Below are 22,344 nucleotides of genomic sequence, written 5' to 3' on the forward strand. Positions count from 1 at the left end.
GTAGCCTTTCATGTCTAACATAAATTTTTACAGTAAGAATTAAAGAAAATCTGAACTTAGATTTGATGTAAAATAAAAAAGTACACTTTTGAAAAGTGTACTTTTATTGGGTGAATGATGGGTCTCGAACCCACGACCTTCGGAACCACAATCCGACGCTCTAACCAACTGAGCTACAATCACCGTTTTGTGAGTGCAAATATAGGAAAGATTTTTTAATTACCAAACAATTCCGTCAAAATTTTTCAAAGCAATTAACTTTTCAGACGTAAATCCCTCTGCATAAGCTACTCCCGATAATCTTCCCAAATCCATTGCGCGATAAGTTAAACTGTCTAAAAAGTTTTTTGAAGTAATCGGGGTTTCCGGTTCTTTAGAATCCGGATCATAAAACTGAGTTTTAAATGCTTTGCATGCCGCAATTTTTGCGTCTAAAAATTCAGAAATATCAATAACGAATTCGGGCTCTACATTTTTCCATTGCATATAGTTAAAAATATGCTTTGGTCTCCACGCTTCCTGAATCTCTCCTTCCAAAACCGTTTCAATTTTTCTTAATCCGGACAAAAAGCACGCATCCGATACTAATTTCGCTCCTTTTGCATGATCTGGATGTCTATCATGAATTGTATTGGCAAAGACGATTTCCGGCCTGTATTTGCGAACCATTTTTACAATCCTCATTTGGTAATCCTCTGAATTTTCTAAAAACCCATCTCTCATCTCAAGATTTTCTCTTATAGAAACACCTAAAATTCTTGCAGCATCATTGGCTTCTGCCTTTCTGGTTTCTTCTGTTCCTCTCGTTCCGAGTTCTCCTCTCGTGAGATCAACGATAACGCAGGTCTTCCCTTCTGAAACCATTTTGGCTATCGTTCCTCCGCATCCCAGTTCTACATCATCAGGATGCGCTCCAAAAGCTAATATATCTGTTTTCATACTATCAAAGATAGGATTAAAATAAAAACTTCCCAAACATTAGGAATGGGAAGTTTCATTATTTATAATTTAAAGTTTAAATTATTTGTTGATTTCTGCGTTTAATTTTACTGCATCCTGATAGGTTGGATCCAACTGTACAGATTTTGCAACATAGTCTTTTGCTTTCGCTACATCAGAATCCTTAGACATATATGCCACAGCAAAGTAAGCATAAGCTAAAGTTTGCTTATTCGCTTCCTGATCTGCCGGTTTTACGGTACTGATGAATTTTTCATACGCCATTTTAGCCGCATCATTATTTCCAGCCTGCTGATAAGAATATCCTAAGCTGTAGTAACCCGGAGCCCAATCTGGTAAAAGCGCATTCATTTTCTGCCATGTAGCTATTGCACCATTCCAGTTCTTTGCATCCTGATAAGCTGTTGCAAGTTTGAATAAAGAATCTGAGTCCTGAGCATTTGCAGCCACTTTCTGCTTTAATCCTTCAATTGTAGGGTTTGTAGGTCCTGCATCAATATCAGCCTGAGAAGCTCCTCCTCCAGCGATTTTCACCAATTCCATATCCCATTTCAAGGTTTCATCTTTAGCTGCCTTTGCGATGCCAATTTTTTGCTGAGCTTCGTTCATTAAAGCTGTTTTTTTAGCAGCATCCGTTTCTGTCTTTGCTAAACCTGCGGCAATAAGTCCCTGTAAACCTTGATCTGCAGGCTGTACTCTTGATTTGTCTGCCTGAGAAACAAAACTATCCATGTTCTGTTTTGCTTCCGCATATTTTCCGTCTGCATATAACTGATATGCTCTCAGTTTAAATTTAATAGGATCGTTGATCTTATCAAAAATCTTATCTAAAACCTGCTTGGAATTTGCATAATCTTCATTGGTAAAATAAAGTTTAGCAATTTCCAATTGCGTATATGGATCTTCATCAGCGTATTTTGTATAATTGATCAAATCCTGAGTCGCTTTCGCATTTTGCTGATATCTGATATCGTAAGCTGCAAGAGCTTTATACGCCGGAGCATAAGATGGATCTGTGGCAATTGCCTTATCTATACTTGTTTTAGCCTGTTGCCACTGTTGTGCAGCCATCCATAAAGTACCGATTCTTGTATAAACCGATGCTTTATTTTTAGCTAAAGGAAGCGCTTTGTCATAAGCAGACATTGCATCTCCGGGCATTCTTTTTAATCTGTAAGCATCCCCTAAAGTATAATAGTAATGAGCCGGAACACCTTTTTTCTCTGCTCTTTCAATCGCTTTATTCAAATACTGAATAGCCAAATCCGGAGAGTTATTTTTCTCAAATAAAGTTAAAGCTTCTGCCGCTCTGAAAAGAACTTCTGCATCTTTTTCTTTTGAATCGGTAACGATTTTCTGAATTTCCGCAATAGCATTTTTATCTCCTTTTCCCAGTTTTACAGTTGCCAAACCTAATTTATTTAAATAGCTTTTGCCATCTGCTGCAAGACCTTTGTTAAAACTATCAGTTGCCGCCGCATAATCAGGCTCCCCCTGCTTAAGATAAGTATTTCCTAAATAGAAATAGTTTTCTGCAGTAGGCGCCGAAGCGATCATGTTCGTAAAATTAGTTTTTGCCTGAGCATATTTATCACTGTCTATACTGTTGATACCATCCTGTACAGTTTGTGCAACAGCAAAGTTGGTAAAAAACACTACAGCCGCTCCAAAGGCAAGCTTCTTTACATTCATATTCATTATATCTTTCATTTTATATTTTCTAATCTAAATTTCGATTTAAGTAATACACAATTTTCAGACCAAAATAATACATTTATTTTGGTTAAAGGATTAATTTAATACTTTTTAACGCATTTGAACTTCTCTTCTGTAAAGATTGTATGGTTGCAATCCCTCTTTCTGAACGATCATCTGCCCAAGCTGAGTGCACGAATACCTTATAAAACCATTGGCAATATTGAAGTTTCCTTCGTTTGTTAAAAAATACAAAACTCTGGTAAAAGGATAATTCATTTTGCGGAGGTTTTCAAAATCTGTAGTGTAAAGTTTTCCTTTGTCTTCCACAGGAAGAATTTTTACCATATTTCTCAACTGTTCAGACTCTTTATCATAAGGACGACTGAATGTATTAAGACCGATAACCCCTATTTTATCTGGGTATTTATTAAGTTCTTCAATAATATTCTTGCTTCCCGGAATAACTGAAAACTTTAAATCTTTCGGTTGTTTTTTAAGTTTCTGAGCCACAAAATTCAGATTGCTGGAATTGGCTCCGTCGAAAATAAATTCTTTATTATCCGACTGCAATCCTTTCTGAATTTCCTCCATTGAAATACTTTCTTTTGGAGAATCTTTCGGAACAATAAAAATAACAGCATCTGCAGCGAATTTTGCAGGTAAAAACTTCAGTTCGATCTGTTCTTCGTATGTCTTAATTTCTTCCGGCGTAAGATCTCTGGACATTACCACGATTCTTGTCTTATTGTTTAATAAATCAATGAATCCGAGATCTTCTTTTTTCGTAGCGACTTTAATCTTTGTTTCGGGATAATTAATCATATATCCTTCTGCTAAAGCTTCCGTAACACTTTTAAAAGATTCATCCGTAAGAATCGTCATTTCTCCTTTATGGTAAGATGGAGATTTTTCTTCTTTTTTACAACCAACTGCTATTATGCTAATGAAAAACAGCATTAGAAGCTTAACACTATTCTTCATTTCCTGAATTTTTAATTTTTGTAACCGCTCTGTAAATTCTGAAAATTCCATACAAAATAAGAAGTCCGCCCAGTGCATAGGCAACTCCGGGTTCCAGAACTGTAAAGAAAAACCTGTAGTACATTACCACGATTCCCAGAACGATATAAAATAATCCCGTAACGAGGGATAACCAATTGAACATCATATAACAAAAATACCAAAAAAAATAAAAAGAGAAGCAAATGCTTCTCTTTTTTAATTATTATTTAAAGATAAATCTTATCCTTCAAAATTCATTGTTAAAGGTAATCTGAATCTATAACGTACAGATTGTCCGTTAATTTTAGCAGGAGTCCATTTATTTTTAATAGACTTGATGGTTCTGATTGCTTCAGCATTGAAGTCAGAGTTTCCACCGCTAGCTTTAACGTCTGTAATACTTCCATCTCTTTCTACAACGAAAGTGATTTCAGTTTTTACTGTACCTTCATCTCCGTTCATCGCTGAACCATCGAAGTTACTGGATACTTTATTTCTGAAAGCATTAATACCTCCAGGGAATTCAGCAGTCTGCTCTACTTCTGTATAAACCTGAGTATCACTTACCTGAGGTTTTACTTCTGCGGTAGACGCCTTTGTACCTGTTGATGGTGGCGGTGGCGGCGGAGTGTAAGCCGGAGCTTTTACCCCTTCCTGATTTACCAGACCGGTTGTTGTTTCTAACTGCTTAGAAATTGGCGGTGGTGGAGTTTCAATTTTCGGAGCTTTTACAGGCTCAGGAACCACGTTCTGAATAATTTCAATTTTCTCTTCCTCTTTTGGTGGAGGTGGTGGAGGTGGTTCTTCTTCTTTTGGCTGCTCAATAATTTTATCTTCCTGAAGAATTTCTACCAAATCTGCTTTAACTTCTTGTTTTTCAGGTTCAGTAAGTCTCTTAATGGTAAGATAGATAAATGGAGACAAAGCCGCAATAAGGAATAATGCTGTTCCAACGATGAAAGATTTTGTCAGAAGTTTTGGGTACTGATGTCTTAAATCGTATGCACCATATTCCTTGTTTCTATTTTCAAATACAATCTCATCTAAGGTAAGATTAGGATCGTATACATTTTCGTTTGCCATAGATTTACAATTTTATGGTTTAAATTACTTAGTAGCCGGAGCTGCTGCAGCACCAGAGTTACCCACTTTTCTATCGTAAATAGCTTTTTCCCAAGGTTTAAGATCAGTAACACCGTACTGCTCACTCTTAGTAATTGCCATTTCGTCCAGGATATCTACGAAGTTTTTATATACAGCATCGTCAGTTGGCTTAATAATAACTGTAAATTTAGTTTTATCAGCCGCATTTGCTTTTGCCTGCTCAATTACTTTTCGGATTCCCTCTCTATCAAAAGTAGTTTCATTAAGATTCTGATCTGTTAAAGACGTATTGTCCTGCTGATGCCAGAAGATCTTATTGTTTTTACCTAATAATAAAGATATAGAGTTCGAAAGTTTAATTTCTGTTGGAGGTGGTTTTTTTGTTTCATCCTTCGGTTTTGCCGGAAGACCCAAATCCATTACATTCGGTTTAGAGAATGTGGTTGTGAACATAAAGAAGGTAATCAATAGAAAACCCAAGTCCACCATCGGAGTCATATCGACTCTGGTACTCTGTTTCTTGGAACGTACCTTGCCGCCTTTGGCGCCCTTTTCCTGTACTTGTACTTCTGCCATTTCTAAATGATATTATTCATTAGGTTTACCTTCTTGTGATGTAATCAACCAAAATTTAAGAAAATCGATATCTCTTAAACCCTCGAATAAGCTTTTAACTTTCGGATATTCTGTTGTAACGTCTCCTTTGATTGCTAATTTGTAATCAGGATTTACGTTCAAACTTTCTTTTACCCAGTCTACTAACTGCTTATTCGTACTATCCATAGGAATCCCTGTAGGACTCTTGAAATTCTTCTGCTCGTCATCTGGCAAATCAAGATAGCTTTTAAGCTGGTTCATAGGAACCCCAATTGCTTGTACTTTCTGGAATGCAGCTTTTTCATTATTGTCAAAAGTAACGCCGTACTTTTTTCCCATATTGTCTAAAAGCTGTAGTCTCTCTGATGCATTTTCTACAGGCTGGAAATAAAATTTCCCGTCCGGTGTAGCGTTGATGGTCATCAAACTTGCATCAGGAAGTAACTTCTCTGATATTGAAGATGGCGGTTTAATCTGCTCCACATCAGGTTTTTTAAACTGAGTGGTCAAGATAAAGAATGTAAGCAGTAGGAACGCAACGTCACACATTGCCGTCATATCCGTCACTACTCCATGTCTTTTTGGTTTGACTCTCGCCATTATTATTAATGATTTTTAATTAAACTTCTTTTTACTTACTGCAAATTCCTTGCTACAATTCTTAGTTGAATTCAGCGAAAGACTGTTGGATGCTCATTGCGATCTCGTCGATCTTATAAGTTAATCCGTCGATTTTAGAAGTAAAGAAGTTATAAAGGATGATAGCGATTGCTGAAGTACCAATACCTAAAGCTGTGTTAATCAAGGCTTCAGAGATACCTGTAGAAAGTGCAGCAGCATCCGGAGTACCTCCTCCTGAACCTAATGCGAAGAACGCCTTGATCATCCCGATTACCGTACCTAAAAGTGCTACTAACGTTGCAACAGTACCTAAAGTAGAAAGGATCATCATGTTTTTCTCAAGCATTGGCATTTCAAGAGTAGTTGCTTCTTCGATTGCTTTGTTAAGCGCTACCATTTTTTGCTCTTTGTTAAGCGTTGTATCGTGAGATAAAGCTTTGTAAGTAGTAAGACCTTCTTTTACTACGTTACCAACAGAACCTTGCTGTCTGTCGCACTCTTCTAAAGCTTCATCAATTTTGTTTTGGTTTAGTAAGCTTCTTACCTGTACAACGAAGTTGTCTAAGTTTCCTTTTCCGGCAGCTTTGCTAAGAACGAAATATCTTTCAAAAGAGAAAACGATTACCGTGATCATGAAAGTAATCAAGATTGGTACAATTACCCCTCCTTTGTAGATAATACCTAAGAACGATTCTGGGTGAATGTCTTTCCCCTCCTTGTCAGCAAAAGCAACAGATGCTCCACCTAATTCATTAGCATCTTTAAAGTTTCCCGGGTTACCTAGAACGAATAAATAAATACAAACTCCTATTGCAAAGATAATAGGAATAATTACAGCTGGGTTTAAACCTCCCGACTTTCTAGCAATTACTTGCTCATCATTTTTTGAAACATTCATTTCCATATTTAACTAAATTATATTGTTTTAAAATTTTACAAGGTGTAAATTAAAGGCAAAAATAATTAAAATGCAAGAGTCTTAAATAAACATTTGCCATTTTTTTGATAAAGAAAATTTAATACACTTTCGATATTACAATTATTTTCTCTTTTTTTGGTAATATTTTTCAATTTTAACATTTACGTTAAAAAATCAAAAAATTTAAGCCTTCATTTTTTTTAATTTGCCAATGTTAATTTTTTTTTAAATTACTATATTCACAATTCTGTGAGGCACTACAATGATTTTCGTCGGGGTCTTCCCTTCCAGAATCTGCATCATTTTTTCGTCTTTAAGTACTACTTCCTCCACTTCTTTAGGTGAAAGCTGTGCAGAAAGTGAAATTTTAAACTTCATTCTTCCGTTAACGCTTACCGGATACAAAATCTCATCTTCCACTAAGTAATCCTCGTTCAATACAGGGAATTTCTCAAATTCTATAGAATCCTGATGCCCCAATAAACTCCAAAGCTCTTCACAGATGTGAGGTGCATACGGAGAAATGATAACGGCTAAAGGTTCTAAAATATTGCGTTTGTTGCATTTTATTTTTTGCAGTTCGTTTACGGCGATCATAAATGAAGAGACAGACGTATTGAAAGAGAAGTTTTCAATATCGTAAACCACCTTCTTTATTAAGGTATGTAAAACTTTGTATTCTGCTTTGGTTGGCTCTTCGTCGGAAACCGAGAACGTATCCCCGTCAAAATATAAATTCCAGAATTTTTTAAGAAAACCGTAGACTCCACTCAGACCTTGCGTGTTCCAAGGCTTGGATTGTTCCAACGGACCTAAGAACATTTCATACAATCTTAAACCGTCTGCTCCGTATTCTTCACAGATATCATCCGGATTTACCACATTGTATTTTGACTTGGACATTTTTTCTACTTCACGACCTGTGATGTATTTTCCGTCTTCTAAAATAAATTCAGCATCTGCGTAATCCGGTCTCCAAGCTTTGAAAGCTTCAGTATCCAGTTCATCAGAAGTTCCTTTTAATAATGATACATCAACGTGGATTGCCTGAGTTGTATAATCTTTTGCTAAATTTTTAGAAACATATTGATTAGTTCCGTCAACTCTATACACAAAAGCACTCATCCCCAAAATCATTCCTTGATTAATCAACTTTTGGAAAGGCTCATCCTGATTAATATATCCTCTGTCTTTTAAGAACATATTCCAGAAACGGGAATATAATAAATGTCCTGTTGCGTGTTCACTTCCTCCGATGTACAAATCCACCTGTCCCCAATAATCTGAAAGTTCTTTTTTAGCAAAAACCTCATCATTTTTCGGATCCATATATCTTAGGAAATACCAAGAACTTCCCGCCCAACCCGGCATTGTGGATAATTCTAAAGGGAAAACCGTTTTTTCATCAATTAAATTGGTGTCGACTACTTTTTGGTTGGCTTCATCCCACGCAAACGTTTTTGCATTTCCCAATGGCGGATCTCCGTCTTCAGTCGGCAGATATTTTTCAACTTCCGGAAGTTCCAAAGGCAAAGCGGAAGTCGGCAATGTATAAGGCATTCCATCCTTATAATAGATAGGAACCGGTTCGCCCCAATATCTTTGTCTTGAGAAAATCGCATCACGCTGTCTGTAGTTCGTTGTTCCGTGTCCGATTCCTTTTTTCTCAATGGCAGAAATAATCAATGCTTTTGCATCGTTATAATTTAATCCATTTAAGAAATCAGAATTTACACAAACCGAATCTTTAGAATCGAAAGAAGCTTCCTGAACATCTTCGTCCGTTTCCACGACTTTCTTAATTTCTAAATTAAATTTCTTTGCAAATCTGTGATCACGCTCGTCATGTGCAGGAACCGCCATTACAGCACCCGTTCCGTAACCCATCAAAACATAATCTGAAATATAGATCGGCATTCTTTCTCCACTGAAAGGGTTTAAAGCATAACTTCCCGTGAAAGCGCCTGAAACATTTTTCACGTCCGCCATTCTGTCACGTTCCGTTTTCTTGGAAGTTTCTTCAATATAAGAATCTACCTCAGCTTTTTGCTCTGCAGTTGTGATGGTTTCCACCAAAGGATTTTCCGGAGCCAGAACCATAAAAGTCGTTCCGAAAATAGTATCCGGTCTTGTAGTAAACACTTCAACGATTTCATCATGTCCTTCCACATTGAATCTCACCTGCGCTCCCTGAGATTTTCCGATCCAGTATTCCTGAGAATCTTTCAAAGGTTGTGGCCAGTCCAGAGTTTTTAATCCCTGCAATAATCTTTCAGAGTACGCAGAAATCCTCATGCTCCACTGCATCATTTTCTTCTGGAAAACAGGAAAACCTCCTCTTTCGGATTTTCCGTCTTTTACCTCATCATTTGCCAGAACGGTTCCTAAAGCAGGACACCAGTTCACAGTGGTTTCCGCTCTGTAAGCCAAACGGTAATTTAATAAAATGTCTTCTTTATCAATTTCTGAAGCTTCTTTCCACTCTTCCGCCGTGAAATTTAATTCATCGTTCTGATTGGCATTTAACCCTTCCGTTCCTTTTTCTTCAAAACGTTTAACCAAAGATGAAATAGGCTCCGCTTTATCGGTATCTTTATTATACCACGAATGGAACAGCTCAATAAAAATCCACTGTGTCCATTTATAATAAGAAGCATCGGAAGTTCTCACTTCTCTACTCCAGTCGAAAGAAAAGCCAATTTTTCTTAACTGCTCTTCGTATCTTGTAATGTTTTGCTCTGTCGTAATCGCAGGATGCTGCCCTGTCTGAATAGCGTACTGTTCAGCAGGAAGCCCGAAGCTGTCGTAGCCAACCGGATGGAGAACATTAAAACCCTGATGTCTTTTGTACCTCGCGTAAATGTCGGATGCGATATATCCAAGCGGATGACCTACGTGAAGTCCTGCTCCGGATGGATACGGAAACATATCGAGAACATAAAATTTAGGTTTGTCTGTGTTGTCGGAAGTTTTATACGTTTGATTATCTTCCCAGTACTTCTGCCACTTTTTTTCTATCTGCTGATGATCGTAAAACACTTTTTTATAGATATTAGATGTTAAGATTTTAGATGCTGGATTCTTTTAAATTCCTTTTCTAATTTTCACAAAAATAATGATTTTAAAAGAAATGGAAATTTAAATTTGACGAAATAATGCACAAAAAAATCTCATCCGCAGATGAGATTTGTATTTTATATTGATAATTCAGACTATTACTGAGGTATTCTCTTAAATGTATAGGTTTCAGAATGGAATTCGGTAGGATCTGATTTGTCTTCAAACATGATGTTTAAAGCAGTATCGCTGATGCTGATGATTCTTCCCTGATCCGGCTGTACAATTCCCTGATATTTTATCTGAATAGCTTTGCTGTCTTTATCATAAGTATAAGTGAATGTTCTGTCGAAAGTAGGTGTACAGGTTCCCGGGGTTGCACTGTCTCCCATATCTTTTCTTTTTCCTGTATTTCCGGAAGCGAACGTCCATCTTGAAGTCTGCTGACAAGTGGTATCAAAAGAAATACCATCCGAAACAGGAACTTCTCCTATTGCAACTACGGTTACTACTTTTTTCACGGGCTGCCAAACTCCCACTAACGGAGCTTCCTGTACCACTTCGTCGTCGTTATTACATCCTGTTGCTACAAATAATGATAAACCTGCAAATAATAATGCTAATTTCTTCATATATCAATTTTTTCAAGCGCTAAAATTATGATTTATTTATATTATTATACAATTTTTTTAAAAAAATATTGTTAAAATTTATTATTTTCTGTGTATTGGCATTTCAAAAGCGTTGTTTTTCCTTTATTCAGCAAACATTCATTACCGGAAATATGATCTTTTCTACGAAAAAAACTATTTTTGTAACAAACAAATGCAAATGCAAGACCTTACGAAAAATAATTTTGATTTTATCCGTGTTCTCCTCGCTTTCATCGTTTTTTTAGGGCATCTTGGAGCTTTAAGCGTTTCTCCGGAGCTGAAATTTCTGGAACACAGCCCTATCGAAGTTGCTGTTTTCGGATTTTTTGTGGTCAGCGGATTTCTCATTGCCAGAAGTTATGAGCGTTCTTCCAGTCTTAAAAGCTATGTAAGCAAAAGAATCAGGAGAATTGTTCCCGCTTATTTATTGGTTGTTTTTCTCTGTGCCATTTTACTCCGTCTTGTAAGCACTTATTCATTCAGGGAATATTTTACCAATACGCAGGTCTACAAATATCTTTTCTGGAATTCCATTTTTTTAAATTTTAAAGCACCGTGGCTTCCCGGAGTTTTCGGAAATCAGGCAGTCAACGGAGCACTTTGGACACTAAAGATAGAAATGTGCTATTATTTCGCTGTTCCGCTTATGTTTTTACTGTTTGGAAAAAACAATAAATACAGAAATATCAGTTTAATGATCCTGTATTTTCTGTCGCTTGTTTATCTTAATTATTTTGAGCTTCAGGGAAAGATTTCACTGGCGAAACAGCTTCCGGGAACCCTGTCTTATTTTATACCGGGAATGCTTATCTATTTTAATTTTGATCAGTTCATTAAATATAAAAACACCCTTTTTATCATTGCCATAGCCACAGTGTGGATCGATTTATTTACAGATATTCAGCTTTTTTCTCCAATGATGATCGGGATTATCGTCCTGTACATCGCATATTCCTTTAAGTTTTTAAATAATTTTGGAAAATATGGAGATTTTACCTACGGAATTTATATCTTCCACTTCCCGATCATCAGAACTTTTACCACAATGGGATTATTTAAAGATTATAATCCTTACGTGATGGCTTTTGTATGCATGATGGTAGTTATTGCGGTAGGAATCAGTTCCTGGCATTTTTACGAGAAAAAATTTTTATAAAACACAAGATGAAAGAATTAGTTTCGATAATAACCCCCTCCTACAATTCGGCGGAATTTATAGAGGAAACCATACAGTCTGTACTCAACCAGACGTATGAAAACTGGGAATGGCTGATCTCGGACGACCGTTCCCAAGATAATACGGTTGAACTGATCCGAAAGTACAATGATCCCAGAATAAAATTACACGTTCTTGAAAAAAACGGCGGTGCAGGAAATGCCCGAAATAAAAGTCTAGAAAGAGCGGAAGGTCGTTATATTGCCTTTCTGGATTCCGATGATTTCTGGTATCCTGAATATCTTGAAGAGATGATCGGGTTTATGGATAAAAACAATGCAGAATTGGTGTACTGCAATTATTCCAGATGTGATGAACATACGATGGAGCCGGTTCTAAAAGATTTTGAAGCCGATACAATCGTCACTTTTTCCAACCTGCTTAAAACCTGCAGACTGGCTCCGGTTTCTACAATGTACGATACCAAAAGAGTGGGAAAATTCTTCTTCCCCGTGAAAAGCAAACGCGAAGATCACGTGATGTGGCTGAATCTTCTGAAAAAAATCCCGAAAGGCTATCCTCTGAATAAGACACTCGCTAAATACAGGATGCGCGAAAACAGCGTTTCCAGAAAGAAAAAAAACATCATCAGAGATCAATATCTGGTGTATAAAGATTTCATGGGATTTTCTACGGTTAAATCTTTATACTATACCGCAAACTGGGCATTCAACGGATTTTTGAAATATTCGAAAATTTTTAATTAATTTTATTGAATGGAATATTCAAAAGAGTTCAAAACTGCTCTGAGCAATTTTTCTTCTGTAGAAAAAGACCGCCTGATTTTCAGATTATTAAAAAAAGATAAACTTTTATCTAAAAAACTATACTTCGAACTTATTGATCCTGAAACCACAGACAATAAAAGAGACGCGATGGAGGAAATTGTTTCCGAAAAAGTTGTACTGGCATCAAAATACATCAGCAATCAGAAATATTTTCTGGGAATTATCCGTAAAATAAGCAGTGAAATTACTGAACACGTAAAAGTAACGACCGATAAATTCGGAGAAGTTTCTCTTAATTTATTGTTGATTAATAAGATTTTAGAATATAACGAAGATCTGAGCCGACAAAGATTCGATAATGTTTATAAACTGTATCTCTACATCATTAATAAAGTGGTGAAAGCTTTGCTTTTAACCAAAAAACTGGATGTCGATTACTGGATGGAAATTGATGAGCATCTGAATAATTTAAAAGATAAAATCCTTGAGAATACATATTTATCCAAACTTTTCATTAACAACGGGATCGATTTTAACTGGCTGACCAGCGATAAGATTCCGGAAAATTTTGACCAGATCATCAAAGACATTAAAAATCAGGGATTTTTACGATAAGATTTTCTGTAAGATCAGTTCCGTAGAATTCGGTTTTTCAGAGACAAATTTTTCAGCATTTTCAGACATTGCCTGAAGGGAATCGTCATTATTAATTAAAAACAGCACAAAATCTGCAGCAAGCCCTGCATTTTCAAAAGATCTTCCTCCATCCGCCGAAATAAGACCGTCTGCTTCAGGATTTTTTCTGTACTGATTTCCGAAAATTACCGGAACGCCAAAGGTTGCCGCTTCCAGAATATTGTGAAGTCCCACATCATGAAACCCTCCTCCTACTACTGCAACATCGGCGTAAGAATACAATTTTGAAAGCAAACCGATGCTGTCGATAATTAAAATATTTGAGTTAAAATCCTCAACAGAATTTTTAATTTCACTGTATAAAATTGCTTCCGGAAAAAGCTGTTTCAAATGGGAAACCCTCTTCAGATCATGCGGAGCAATAATCAGTTTTGCGTACGGACTTCCCTGCGAAACTTCCAGCGCAATTTTTTCTTCCGCCTGCCAAGAACTTCCGAAAACCACCGTTTTATCTTCGCCAATAAAATCTTTAATCCAATCTACGCGATTGTCTCGATGTCTCAACTGTTTTACACGGTCAAATCTCGTATCTCCTGTTACCGAAGATTTCGTTAATCCAATGCTTTTAGCCAGAGCAAAGGACATTTGGGTCTGATGAAAAAACCAGTCGATATTTTTCTGAAGCTGCTGTACAAACCATTTTCCATACGATGTAAAAAATGACTGACGATCATAGAACAAAGCTGAAATCACATACGTTTTTGCGCCTTTATTTTTAAGTTCATCAAGAAGATGATACCAGTAATCATACTTCACCGTAAAAAATAGTTGAACATCAAACTGGTCTGTAAATTCTTTTACAGCAGATTTTTTATCAAAAGGAAGATAACAGATCACATCGGCAATATGTTTCTTTTTCACCACGTTTTCATAACCGGATGGAGAAAAGAAGGTAACTAAAATTTTATGATCCGCAAACCTTTCTTTCAACTGCTCCAAAACAGGCAGTCCCTGTTCATATTCTCCAAGACTTGATGCGTGCATCCAGATCACTTTATCAGATTTTTTAAAGCCGGATTTCACCTTTTCTAAAGATTCTTTTCTGCCTTCAACGCCTTTTTTAGTTTTATCATTGAATAACGCAAAAACCTTCATCCCGAAGATGAGCAGATGGATAAATATGTTGTAAAAGAAAGCCATATGTATGAGTTTTAAACTTCCGTTCTGTCGTTATGAGTCGAAGGACTGGAAATGACTAAAAATTCCAGATCTTCATCAGATTCATTAGCAATATAATGTTTAGATTTTGGGGGAATGGTAATGTTTTCGCCGTTTTTTACAGACCACCTTTCGCCATCAATAAAAAAGACAGCTTTCCCTTTTAAAATATAAAAAAACTGTTCTGCGAAATGATGAAAATGAAGCTTTTCTGGAGTTCCGCAAGGAATAATTTCCTGTTTTACGGATAATTGGGCATCGTTTTTCAGAATCCAGCTATCGCAGTTGTCTCCCCAAATATAATGTTCGGAATTATTTTTAGACTGTATCATTTAAATTGAGAACTAATCATTAGAACCGTTATCACACTTCCCAGAACAGAAAGAATTGCTGTAGCTATTTTAATTTTCGGCTTTGCATTCTCATCAAAAGAATATCTTAACATATAGTCCTGACTGTTCAGAAAAATCATCATGATTAAAACATACAGCCACCGGATGAAAATTTTCATGATGAGAAACTGGGCATATTCATTTTCAGGAGTAATTTTCACCGGAAAATTTGAAGATCCCGGATCGCGAACGGTATAGGCGAACAAAATGTAAAAAATCAAAGCAAAAACAGGTAACAGAAAAGCAAATTTTTTACTTCCGAAATTATCCGCTTTTCCGTCAAAATCAAAATGAATGGGTATAATCTGAGGCAGTGATTTATAATGTTTTACCGTAAACCACCACAAAAAAACAAGCAGTCCGAAATTAAAAATATCAAAAACAGTAAAAAGAATATTTTCCATTTCAGACAGATCTTAAGTTAAAGCAAACTTTTAATTACTCTCAGCTTATGGGTATGTTTATTCATTTCTTTGTTGAAAATTCCTGTAGAATCCAGCGTGTCGATTCGCACTTTTCCTGAAGCGTGGATAATTCTCTGGTTATCCAGCATGATTCCCACGTGAATAATCTTTCCTTCCGGATTTTCAAAAAACGCCAGATCTCCCGGCTGACTTTCTTCAACAAAGCTTAATGATTCTCCCACCTCAACCTGCTGTGAAGCGTCTCTCGGTAATTTTATGTCGTGAATTTTGTAAACCAACTGTGTAAAACCTGAGCAGTCTACCGCAAAAAAGCTTTTACCGCCCCATAAATACGGCACATTCAGGAATTCTTTTGCCGTTAAAGCAATACTTTCTCGCACATCGTGACTTCTTCTCGACGCTACCGCAGGAAATTCAACTTCCGAACCCATGGAAAGCAGTGTTTTTCCGTCATTCATCAAGACAGAAGAAAAGTCTTCGGTTACAACGGTTACTTTCCGTTTAGCCAGATATTCGTCTGTTACAGATTTAAGCTGTTTCGTATCCATCCATCCTTCATAGCCGTCATAATGCATTTTTATTCTGGTCCAGTTCTTATTCACTTCCAGAATATCTGCACTTTCCCCAAACAATATTTCCGTAACAATTTCTGCTCTGTCCGAACCTTCTGCACGAACGGGAGCTACTGTAACAACACAAATTCCTTTATCCATTTATTTTTCTAATTAAAAGGTTAAGACTTCAGTTCAGGTTGAGAAAATACGCTGTAAAATCTTAACCTTAAACTCAACCTCAAATTACTTTCTGCGTAAAAAATTCAGCCCGTCACGCAAAGGTAAAATAAGATTTTCAAAATCATCATCTTTTGCGATCAAATCATTCAGTTCCTTAATGACCTGCGTAGATTTCTGTTTCGGATTTTCTTCCAGAACTTTTCCGTACCAGAGAACATTATCAAACATTACTACCGAGCCGGATTTTGTCCTTGGCTTTATTAATCTGAAATATTCTGCATAATTTTCTTTGTCGGCATCAATGAAAACCAGATCAAAAACCTCATCGGTTTCTCTTAGAAATTCCTTCGCATCCTGAAGCCTGAAATGAATCTGAGAAGCGTATTCGCTTGCCGCGAAATACTTTTCAGGAAGGTACGCTAAATCTTCATTCACATCCAAAGTGGTAATTTTTCCGTCTTTTGCCATTCCTGTTGCCAGACAAAGTGTTGCATAGCCTGTAAAAGTCCCTATTTCCAGAATATTTTTTGGCTGCATCATTTGCGAAATGATGGTTAACAATCTTCCCTGCTGATAACCGGAGATCATGTGTGGCTGTGTGGTCTTTTGGTATGTTTCCCTTCTCAGTTTTCTCAGAATTTCAGGCTCCGATGAAGCGTGTGTTTCAAGGTACCTGTCCATTTCCGGAAGTTTTTCTTCAAAAAAGCTCATGCTGCAAATTTTATTTCGGTCAAATTTACTTAAATATAACAAAAAAGCGGAAACAATCCTAAAGATTCCGGAAAGATGGGAAAATCCCCCAGTTTAATTACCGTAAAAATACGGATGGTCTCGTCTGCGAATAAGCCTAACTTTGCAATGAAGGGTAAAAACACACGACATAATGCTTGCGGAAAAAAAACAAATTAACCAAAGAAATCAGAAGACTACAGTGCGTAAAAGCACTGTGGATTCTTTTTCTAAAAAAACTAAACCGGAACTATCCAATTCATTTTTTCAAAAAATTATTTCTTTGCTGAAAAAAGAAGAACTAATTTGATTAATCACAAACAACAAATCCCGAATTGCTTCGGGATTTGTTTTGTATTGACTGAATGTTGATTGTAAATTATTTCTTTGGCGCGATATCCATTAATTTCATAAACTCATCAAGTTTAGGCATAATGATGATCTCCGTTCTTCTGTTTTCCGCTCTTCCTGAAACGCTCATGTTAGTCGCTTTAGGATTGTATTCGGAACGTCCACCTGCTGTAATTCTTGCAGGATCTACTCCAAACTGAGTCTGAAGAACTTTAGCAACCGCAGTTCCTCTTAAAGCAGAAAGATCCCAGTTGTCTTTTGGTAAATTTGGAGAGCTTAAAGGAGCGTTATCTGTATTTCCTTCGATAAGAACAGAATATTTATCGTAATCGTTAATTACTTTAGCTACTTTTCCTAACACTTCCTGAGCGGCAGGTAATACGTTGTAATCTCCTGTTTTGTACAACATTTTGTCTGAAAGAGAGATCATTACCACTCCTTTCAGCACTTTTACCTGAACATCGCTGTCTGCTACGTTATCCAACGATCTTTTCAGTTTGTTTGATAATGCTAAATTCAAGCTGTCGTTTTTCGCATTGCTTGATATAAGCTGTTTGATATAAGAGTTTGAAGAATTGATTTCTCCAACCAGCTTGTCGATATTGGCAGAGCTTTTCCCTGAATTCGAAAGACACGCATCCAATGAAGATTTCAAAGCATCATGCTGACTTTTCAATAAATTATTTTCACTTGCCAAAGCTGAATTCTGAGACTTCAGTTCCTGAATTTCTCTCTGTCTTTCACCTACGTTTTCAATACATTGCTTGTAATTTGAGCTCAATGCATCATACTGCTTTTTGCTGATACAAGATGTCATTCCCAACACCATTGCAGATACTGCTAAAATTTTAAAAATTTTCATAAATAATCATTTTTAGACGAACCAAAGGTAACGAAATTCATTTTAATTATATGAATTATCTTTGCATAAAAGAAATTCCGGACATCCATGCTGAACGTAGACAACTTCCAAAATCAGCTTAAAAACATTGTTGATTCCCCCGAAAACCGAAGCTATCTTCTTGCGGTGAGCGGAGGTGCAGATTCTATGGTTCTAGCACACTGTTTTAACGACTTAGGCATTCATTTTCAGATTGCCCACATCAATTATAAACTTCGTGGAGAAGATTCGGATCTGGATCAGAAAACGGTGGAGGATTTTTGTGAGAGAAACCATATTAAATTTCATTTATACAAAGTTTCAGAAAAAGACCAGAAACCGGAACATTCTATCCAGCTTTGGGCAAGAGAACTGCGGTATGAATTTTTCAGAAATATTCAAAGAGAAGAAAATCTGGAATTTTTAGTCACCGCGCATCATCTGAACGATCAACTGGAAACTTTCATCATCAATCTTTCAAAAGCAGCCGGAATTAACGGATTGAGCGGAATTCCGGCAAACGACAATCACATTTTAAGACCTCTTTTAAATTTCACAAAAAAAGAAATCTACGAATTCGCAGAAGAAAATAATATTGAATACCGTGAAGATCTGTCTAATAAGAAAAATGATTATTTAAGAAATAAAATTAGAAACGAAATTGTTCCGAAACTTCTGGAAACCAACGATCATTTTCTGGAAAATTTCAAAAAAAGCTCTTCTTATTTAAACCAGACCAAAGATTTTGTTCAGCAGCAGATTCAGGAAATAGAAAACAGGATTTCGGTTTGTAACAGAGAATATACAGTTTTATCCAAAGATAAGCTGAATGAAGAAAGTGATTTTGTGAAATTTGAGATCCTTAAAAAGTATGGTTTTAATCAGGAAGAAGAAATTCCGAAAATTTTTAAAGCTGAAAACGGAAGTTCTTTTTTTTCAAAAGATTATCTGCTGATCGTCAATTATGATGAACTGATTTTAAGCAAAAAGACGGAAGATGGAAAATGGAAGTTTGAAAAGCACAGTGATGATGAAATTCTTCTGATGGAAAATTTTGACTTTTCTGAAAACCAGATTACCATTAATCTCGAAAATATCATTGAAATTGAGCAAATCAATAACCGTTTGAATTGGGAATTTGATGCAGAAAAACTTTGTTTCCCGCTGCGTTTAAGAAAACAGAAAGACGGTGACGAATTTTTTCCGGCAGGATTTTCGGGGAAAAAGAAAGTTTCTAAGTTTTTTAGGGACGAAAAAATATCTATTTTAGCAAGGCAGGAAATCTGGCTCCTTACCGACGGTGAAGATTCGGTTTTGGGAATTATTCCTTTCAGGCAGGACCGAAGATGTATGGCAACGAAAAACACAGAGAAAGTTCTGAAGATTACATGAACAAAAGAACAACAAACACTTTAGCAATCGCAGATTTCCAAAAAGACAACAATGTTGCCTTTGGTATTCTGTACCGGAAATATTTCGGCTATACCAGAAAATTTGTTCTTTCCAACAAAGGAAATTCTGAAGATGCAGAAGATGTTTTTCAGGACGCTTTAATTATTCTGTACGAAAAATTATATGATGACGATTTCAAAGCCTACACTTGTCTTGCGAACTACGTTACCGGAATTTCCAAAAACCTTTGGCTGAAAAAATTGCGCAACCGAAACTTTTTTGTGGAAATGCACGAAAGCTATTATTTTGAAAACAAAGAAGAGATCAACCAGGCAATAGAAAACGAAAGGAATTATTATGATAAACTTAATGATTACATCAATAAAATTTCTTCGCACTGCCAAAACCTCATCCACGATATTTTTATGAAGAATAAAAATATGGAAGAAATACAGGAAAAATACAAGTATTCCACCAAGCACAATGCACAAAATCAAAAGCATAAATGTGTGGAACAAATCCGGAAAATAAAAAAAGACGATAATTTTTAAAACTGATTATCAATACTTTAAATAAAATAATTAAAAAATCACCTTTTCGCCGGGTGATTTTTTCTGCTTTTGGGAACTTCATAGTAAATACTTTATCTTATGTTCACCAAAATAATTTATACGTTCTTTTTCTTAGTTGCCATTTCGTTCAATGCACAAAGCAAAACCGGAATTCAATTTCAGACTAAAAATTTAGAAGAAGCCAAAAAACTAGCACAACAGGAAAACAAACTCATCTTCATCGATCTGTACACCACTTGGTGTGGACCCTGTAAACTGATGAAAAAGAATACGTTCCCGAATCCTGAACTGGGAGAATTTTTCAATAAAAATTTCATCAGCCTTTATATTGATGCCGAAAAAGAAGGAACAGAACTTGCCAAAAAATTTAAAATCGTTAATTATCCTTCCTTTCTTTTCTTAGACCAGAACGGCGAACTGGTGCAGTACGAATATGGATATTACAACGCTGCACAATTTTTAAATATAGGACAATCGGTTACAGAGAAAAGAAATTCAGACAAAAAAACACCGACAATCAGCGAAGTGAAAGGCAAAATGGTGGGTGAAACGATTCCCAACTTTACAGCAAAAGATCAGTTTGAAAAAACATTTTCTCTGTCTCAGGGAAAAAAGAAAACCGTGGTGGTTTTCATTCGTGGACAATGGTGTCCGTATTGTAATAAATATGTTGAAAACCTACAAAATCTTGCGCCTGAATTAGAATCTAAAAACACAAGACTGGTCATCATTTCTCCCGAAAAACCTGAGTTTATCGCAAAAACCATCAGCAAAACAAAAACCGCGTATTCCGTTTTGTATGATGAAAACTACAGAATAGCAGAACTTTTTGATGTTCTGTACATACCCGAGAAAAAAACGCTCGATTTCTACGAAAACCGATTGGGAGACGATTTCAAGAAAAGTCGTTCCGATGATTCCGGAAGACTGCCCGTTTCTGCTACCTATATTTTAGATGAAAATCAAAAAATCATCTGGAGACATTTCAATCCCGATTACAAAGAAAGAGCTTCGCTGGAGGATATTGTAAAACAGCTTTAATTAAAAATTTTCACCGCAAAAGTGGCAAAAGAAATGACTAATAAAAAGAAACATAAAAGAAAGCAAAAAACGCATATTTTGAAAACTTTTGAAAATCTAAAATCCGATACAAACTTTTGATTCTTTTGCGGTTAAAACATTTTATCTAAACAACTTTAATTAAAAAATTATGAAAAATACAATCACCCTCATTCTCGTATTTCTGCTTCCTTTTTTGGCATTTTCCCAAAAAAATGAACACAGAAATTTAGAAAACAAACTGGGAATTCAGGGCTATGATCCCGTTTCTTACATCGAACAGAAAAAAGCGGTAAAAGGGAAAAAAGAGTTTGCGGTCAATGTAAACGGAGCCATTTATTATACTTCTTCGGAAAAAAATAAAGAACTCCTGAAAAAAGATCCCGCAAAATACGAACCTGTTTACGGCGGTTGGTGCGCTTTTGCAATGGGAGATGATGGTGAGAAAGTAGAAATCAATCCCACCACTTTTAAAATCATTGATGGAAAAACCCATTTGTTCTACAATAAATTTTTCAACAACACGCTGACTTCCTGGAACAAGAACGAGACAAAACTGAAAAAAAGTGCAGACCAAAACTGGAAAAAACTGACCAATTAATCCTCACAAAAAAAATTAACATTATGAAAACCTTTAAAATTTTCCTGGGAACTGCTTTTTTACTGCTTTTGCAAAGCAATCATTTAGTTGCACAGGGATGCAGTGATGCCGGATTCTGTACGGTTAACAGTTTTCAGCCGAATAACAATGACAGCATCAAAACTTACCATAATCAGATTAAAACCGGAATTTTCTTTGGCAAAGCAGATAACTCAATTTCTGTTTTTGGAAATTACGTAGAATATAACAGACAAATCAATGACAGATTTGGCTTTGATGCAAAATTGACTACTTTGGCACAAAACGGCAATGATGTTTCTACTTTTGGACTTTCTGATTTGTTTCTGAACGCCAATTATAAAGCTAACGAAAAACTGAAATTTACTTTAGGTGCAAAGATCCCTCTTTCGGACGCAGGAAACTCCAAAAACAATCTGCCGTTGCCAATGGATTATCAGTCCAGTTTAGGAACGCTGGATTTAATTGTGGGAGTGGGTTACGAAATCAAAAAAATTCAGTTAGTTGCAGCTCTTCAACAGCCTCTAACGCAGAATGAGAATCAGTTTTTGGCATCACAGTATCCCGCAAGTTCAGCGCTTAGAGGATTTTTATCGACCAATAAATTCCAGAGAAGCGGCGATGTTTTGCTTAGAGTTTCTTATCCTTTAATGATTCATCCGAAAATAAGACTTACGCCAAGTATTTTGCCGATTTATCACTTGAAGAACGACCGATTTACCAACCAAAACAATGTAGAACAATACAGAGTTAAATTTTAAATTCTTTAATCAGAAAATTTA

Annotated in this window: 24 protein-coding genes and 1 tRNA gene; 8 read left to right on the plus strand and 17 right to left on the minus strand. The window is 36.1% G+C overall.

The genetic code is table 11. The features are described from left to right. Window positions 1-108: 108 nt before the first annotated feature. The 11 genes from QWT87_RS10565 to QWT87_RS10615 all read right to left on the minus strand — a co-directional run bounded on the left by QWT87_RS10565 (window position 109) and on the right by QWT87_RS10615 (window position 10,590). Window positions 109-184: transfer RNA gene (locus QWT87_RS10565), tRNA-His, on the minus strand. Window positions 185-219: 35 nt separating this feature from the next. Then, window positions 220-939, minus strand: a complete 720-nt coding sequence (gene bshB1 / locus QWT87_RS10570; protein ID WP_087706757.1) for a bacillithiol biosynthesis deacetylase BshB1 — start codon at window positions 937-939, stop codon at window positions 220-222. 81 nt (window positions 940-1,020) lie between these two features. Then, window positions 1,021-2,670 (minus strand): tetratricopeptide repeat protein, encoded by a 1,650-nt coding sequence (locus tag QWT87_RS10575; protein WP_302716022.1) that lies wholly within the window; start codon window positions 2,668-2,670, stop codon window positions 1,021-1,023. Between the two features lie 96 nt (window positions 2,671-2,766). Beyond that, window positions 2,767-3,639 (minus strand): PstS family phosphate ABC transporter substrate-binding protein, encoded by an 873-nt coding sequence (locus QWT87_RS10580; RefSeq protein ID WP_302716024.1) that lies wholly within the window; start codon window positions 3,637-3,639, stop codon window positions 2,767-2,769. Continuing rightward, a complete protein-coding gene (locus QWT87_RS10585) occupies window positions 3,629-3,826 on the minus strand; it encodes a C4-dicarboxylate ABC transporter (protein WP_175608782.1) in 198 nt (65 codons plus the stop codon). The genes QWT87_RS10580 and QWT87_RS10585 overlap by 11 nt, the downstream gene beginning before the upstream one ends. A 74-nt stretch (window positions 3,827-3,900) precedes the next feature. Then, window positions 3,901-4,743, minus strand: a complete 843-nt coding sequence (locus QWT87_RS10590; protein WP_087706763.1) for an energy transducer TonB — start codon at window positions 4,741-4,743, stop codon at window positions 3,901-3,903. A 24-nt stretch (window positions 4,744-4,767) separates the two neighbouring features. Next, window positions 4,768-5,340 (minus strand): ExbD/TolR family protein, encoded by a 573-nt coding sequence (locus QWT87_RS10595; RefSeq protein ID WP_076390614.1) that lies wholly within the window; start codon window positions 5,338-5,340, stop codon window positions 4,768-4,770. 12 nt (window positions 5,341-5,352) lie between these two features. Beyond that, window positions 5,353-5,961, minus strand: a complete 609-nt coding sequence (locus QWT87_RS10600; RefSeq protein ID WP_076390613.1) for an ExbD/TolR family protein — start codon at window positions 5,959-5,961, stop codon at window positions 5,353-5,355. Between the two features lie 61 nt (window positions 5,962-6,022). Continuing rightward, the gene (locus QWT87_RS10605; RefSeq protein WP_076390612.1) at window positions 6,023-6,886 is read right to left on the minus strand and encodes a MotA/TolQ/ExbB proton channel family protein; all 864 of its coding nucleotides are present in this window, start codon (window positions 6,884-6,886) and stop codon (window positions 6,023-6,025) included. Window positions 6,887-7,126: 240 nt separating this feature from the next. After that, window positions 7,127-9,940, minus strand: a complete 2,814-nt coding sequence (gene leuS / locus QWT87_RS10610) for a leucine--tRNA ligase (protein ID WP_302716028.1) — start codon at window positions 9,938-9,940, stop codon at window positions 7,127-7,129. A 176-nt stretch (window positions 9,941-10,116) separates the two neighbouring features. Next, a complete protein-coding gene (locus tag QWT87_RS10615) occupies window positions 10,117-10,590 on the minus strand; it encodes a lipocalin-like domain-containing protein (protein ID WP_288461744.1) in 474 nt (157 codons plus the stop codon). Window positions 10,591-10,783: 193 nt separating this feature from the next. Between QWT87_RS10615 and QWT87_RS10620 the strand changes: the two genes are divergently transcribed. From QWT87_RS10620 to QWT87_RS10630, 3 genes are read left to right on the plus strand one after another with little or no spacing between them, the layout of a single operon-like run. Continuing rightward, the gene (locus QWT87_RS10620) at window positions 10,784-11,767 is read left to right on the plus strand and encodes an acyltransferase family protein (RefSeq protein ID WP_302716030.1); all 984 of its coding nucleotides are present in this window, start codon (window positions 10,784-10,786) and stop codon (window positions 11,765-11,767) included. Between the two features lie 8 nt (window positions 11,768-11,775). Then, on the plus strand, window positions 11,776-12,534 hold the full coding sequence (locus QWT87_RS10625; protein ID WP_302716032.1) for a glycosyltransferase family 2 protein: 759 nt from the start codon (window positions 11,776-11,778) through the stop codon (window positions 12,532-12,534). A gap of 9 nt (window positions 12,535-12,543) precedes the next feature. Then, window positions 12,544-13,170 carry a deoxyuridine 5'-triphosphate nucleotidohydrolase gene (locus tag QWT87_RS10630; protein WP_302716034.1) on the plus strand — a complete coding sequence of 209 codons (627 nt, stop codon included), beginning with the start codon at window positions 12,544-12,546 and terminating at the stop codon, window positions 13,168-13,170. Here QWT87_RS10630 and QWT87_RS10635 read toward each other — a convergent pair. The 6 genes from QWT87_RS10635 to QWT87_RS10660 form a co-directional block, all read right to left on the minus strand. After that, window positions 13,162-14,391, minus strand: coding sequence for a 3-deoxy-D-manno-octulosonic acid transferase (locus QWT87_RS10635; RefSeq protein WP_302716035.1), 1,230 nt, complete (start codon window positions 14,389-14,391; stop codon window positions 13,162-13,164). The two genes, QWT87_RS10630 and QWT87_RS10635, sit on opposite strands and share 9 nt — an antisense overlap. An 11-nt stretch (window positions 14,392-14,402) precedes the next feature. Beyond that, window positions 14,403-14,741, minus strand: a complete 339-nt coding sequence (locus QWT87_RS10640; protein ID WP_302716036.1) for a cupin domain-containing protein — start codon at window positions 14,739-14,741, stop codon at window positions 14,403-14,405. Next, window positions 14,738-15,205, minus strand: a complete 468-nt coding sequence (locus QWT87_RS10645; protein WP_302716037.1) for a DUF1648 domain-containing protein — start codon at window positions 15,203-15,205, stop codon at window positions 14,738-14,740. The genes QWT87_RS10640 and QWT87_RS10645 overlap by 4 nt, the downstream gene beginning before the upstream one ends. Before the next feature lie 17 nt (window positions 15,206-15,222). Then, complete coding sequence (locus QWT87_RS10650; protein WP_302716039.1) at window positions 15,223-15,939, minus strand: C40 family peptidase; 717 nt, start codon at window positions 15,937-15,939, stop codon at window positions 15,223-15,225. An 84-nt stretch (window positions 15,940-16,023) separates the two neighbouring features. Next, on the minus strand, window positions 16,024-16,671 hold the full coding sequence (locus QWT87_RS10655) for an O-methyltransferase (RefSeq protein WP_302716040.1): 648 nt from the start codon (window positions 16,669-16,671) through the stop codon (window positions 16,024-16,026). Between the two features lie 397 nt (window positions 16,672-17,068). After that, a complete protein-coding gene (locus QWT87_RS10660; RefSeq protein ID WP_302716041.1) occupies window positions 17,069-17,902 on the minus strand; it encodes an OmpA family protein in 834 nt (277 codons plus the stop codon). Window positions 17,903-17,989: 87 nt separating this feature from the next. Between QWT87_RS10660 and tilS the strand changes: the two genes are divergently transcribed. The 5 genes from tilS (at window position 17,990) to QWT87_RS10685 (ending at window position 22,323) form a co-directional block, all read left to right on the plus strand. Continuing rightward, window positions 17,990-19,312 (plus strand): tRNA lysidine(34) synthetase TilS, encoded by a 1,323-nt coding sequence (gene tilS, locus QWT87_RS10665; RefSeq protein ID WP_302716042.1) that lies wholly within the window; start codon window positions 17,990-17,992, stop codon window positions 19,310-19,312. Continuing rightward, on the plus strand, window positions 19,309-19,863 hold the full coding sequence (locus QWT87_RS10670; RefSeq protein WP_302716044.1) for an RNA polymerase sigma factor: 555 nt from the start codon (window positions 19,309-19,311) through the stop codon (window positions 19,861-19,863). Before tilS ends, QWT87_RS10670 begins: the two co-directional genes overlap by 4 nt. A 99-nt stretch (window positions 19,864-19,962) precedes the next feature. Further along, window positions 19,963-20,925 carry a redoxin domain-containing protein gene (locus tag QWT87_RS10675; RefSeq protein WP_302716045.1) on the plus strand — a complete coding sequence of 321 codons (963 nt, stop codon included), beginning with the start codon at window positions 19,963-19,965 and terminating at the stop codon, window positions 20,923-20,925. Between the two features lie 169 nt (window positions 20,926-21,094). Then, window positions 21,095-21,544 carry a YHS domain-containing (seleno)protein gene (locus QWT87_RS10680; RefSeq protein WP_302716047.1) on the plus strand — a complete coding sequence of 150 codons (450 nt, stop codon included), beginning with the start codon at window positions 21,095-21,097 and terminating at the stop codon, window positions 21,542-21,544. A 23-nt stretch (window positions 21,545-21,567) separates the two neighbouring features. After that, the gene (locus QWT87_RS10685; RefSeq protein ID WP_302716049.1) at window positions 21,568-22,323 is read left to right on the plus strand and encodes a hypothetical protein; all 756 of its coding nucleotides are present in this window, start codon (window positions 21,568-21,570) and stop codon (window positions 22,321-22,323) included. Window positions 22,324-22,344: the final 21 nt, after the last annotated feature.

The sequence above is a fragment of the Chryseobacterium urinae genome, from assembly GCF_030518295.1.
GTDB classification, from domain to species: Bacteria; Bacteroidota; Bacteroidia; order Flavobacteriales; family Weeksellaceae; genus Chryseobacterium; species Chryseobacterium mucoviscidosis.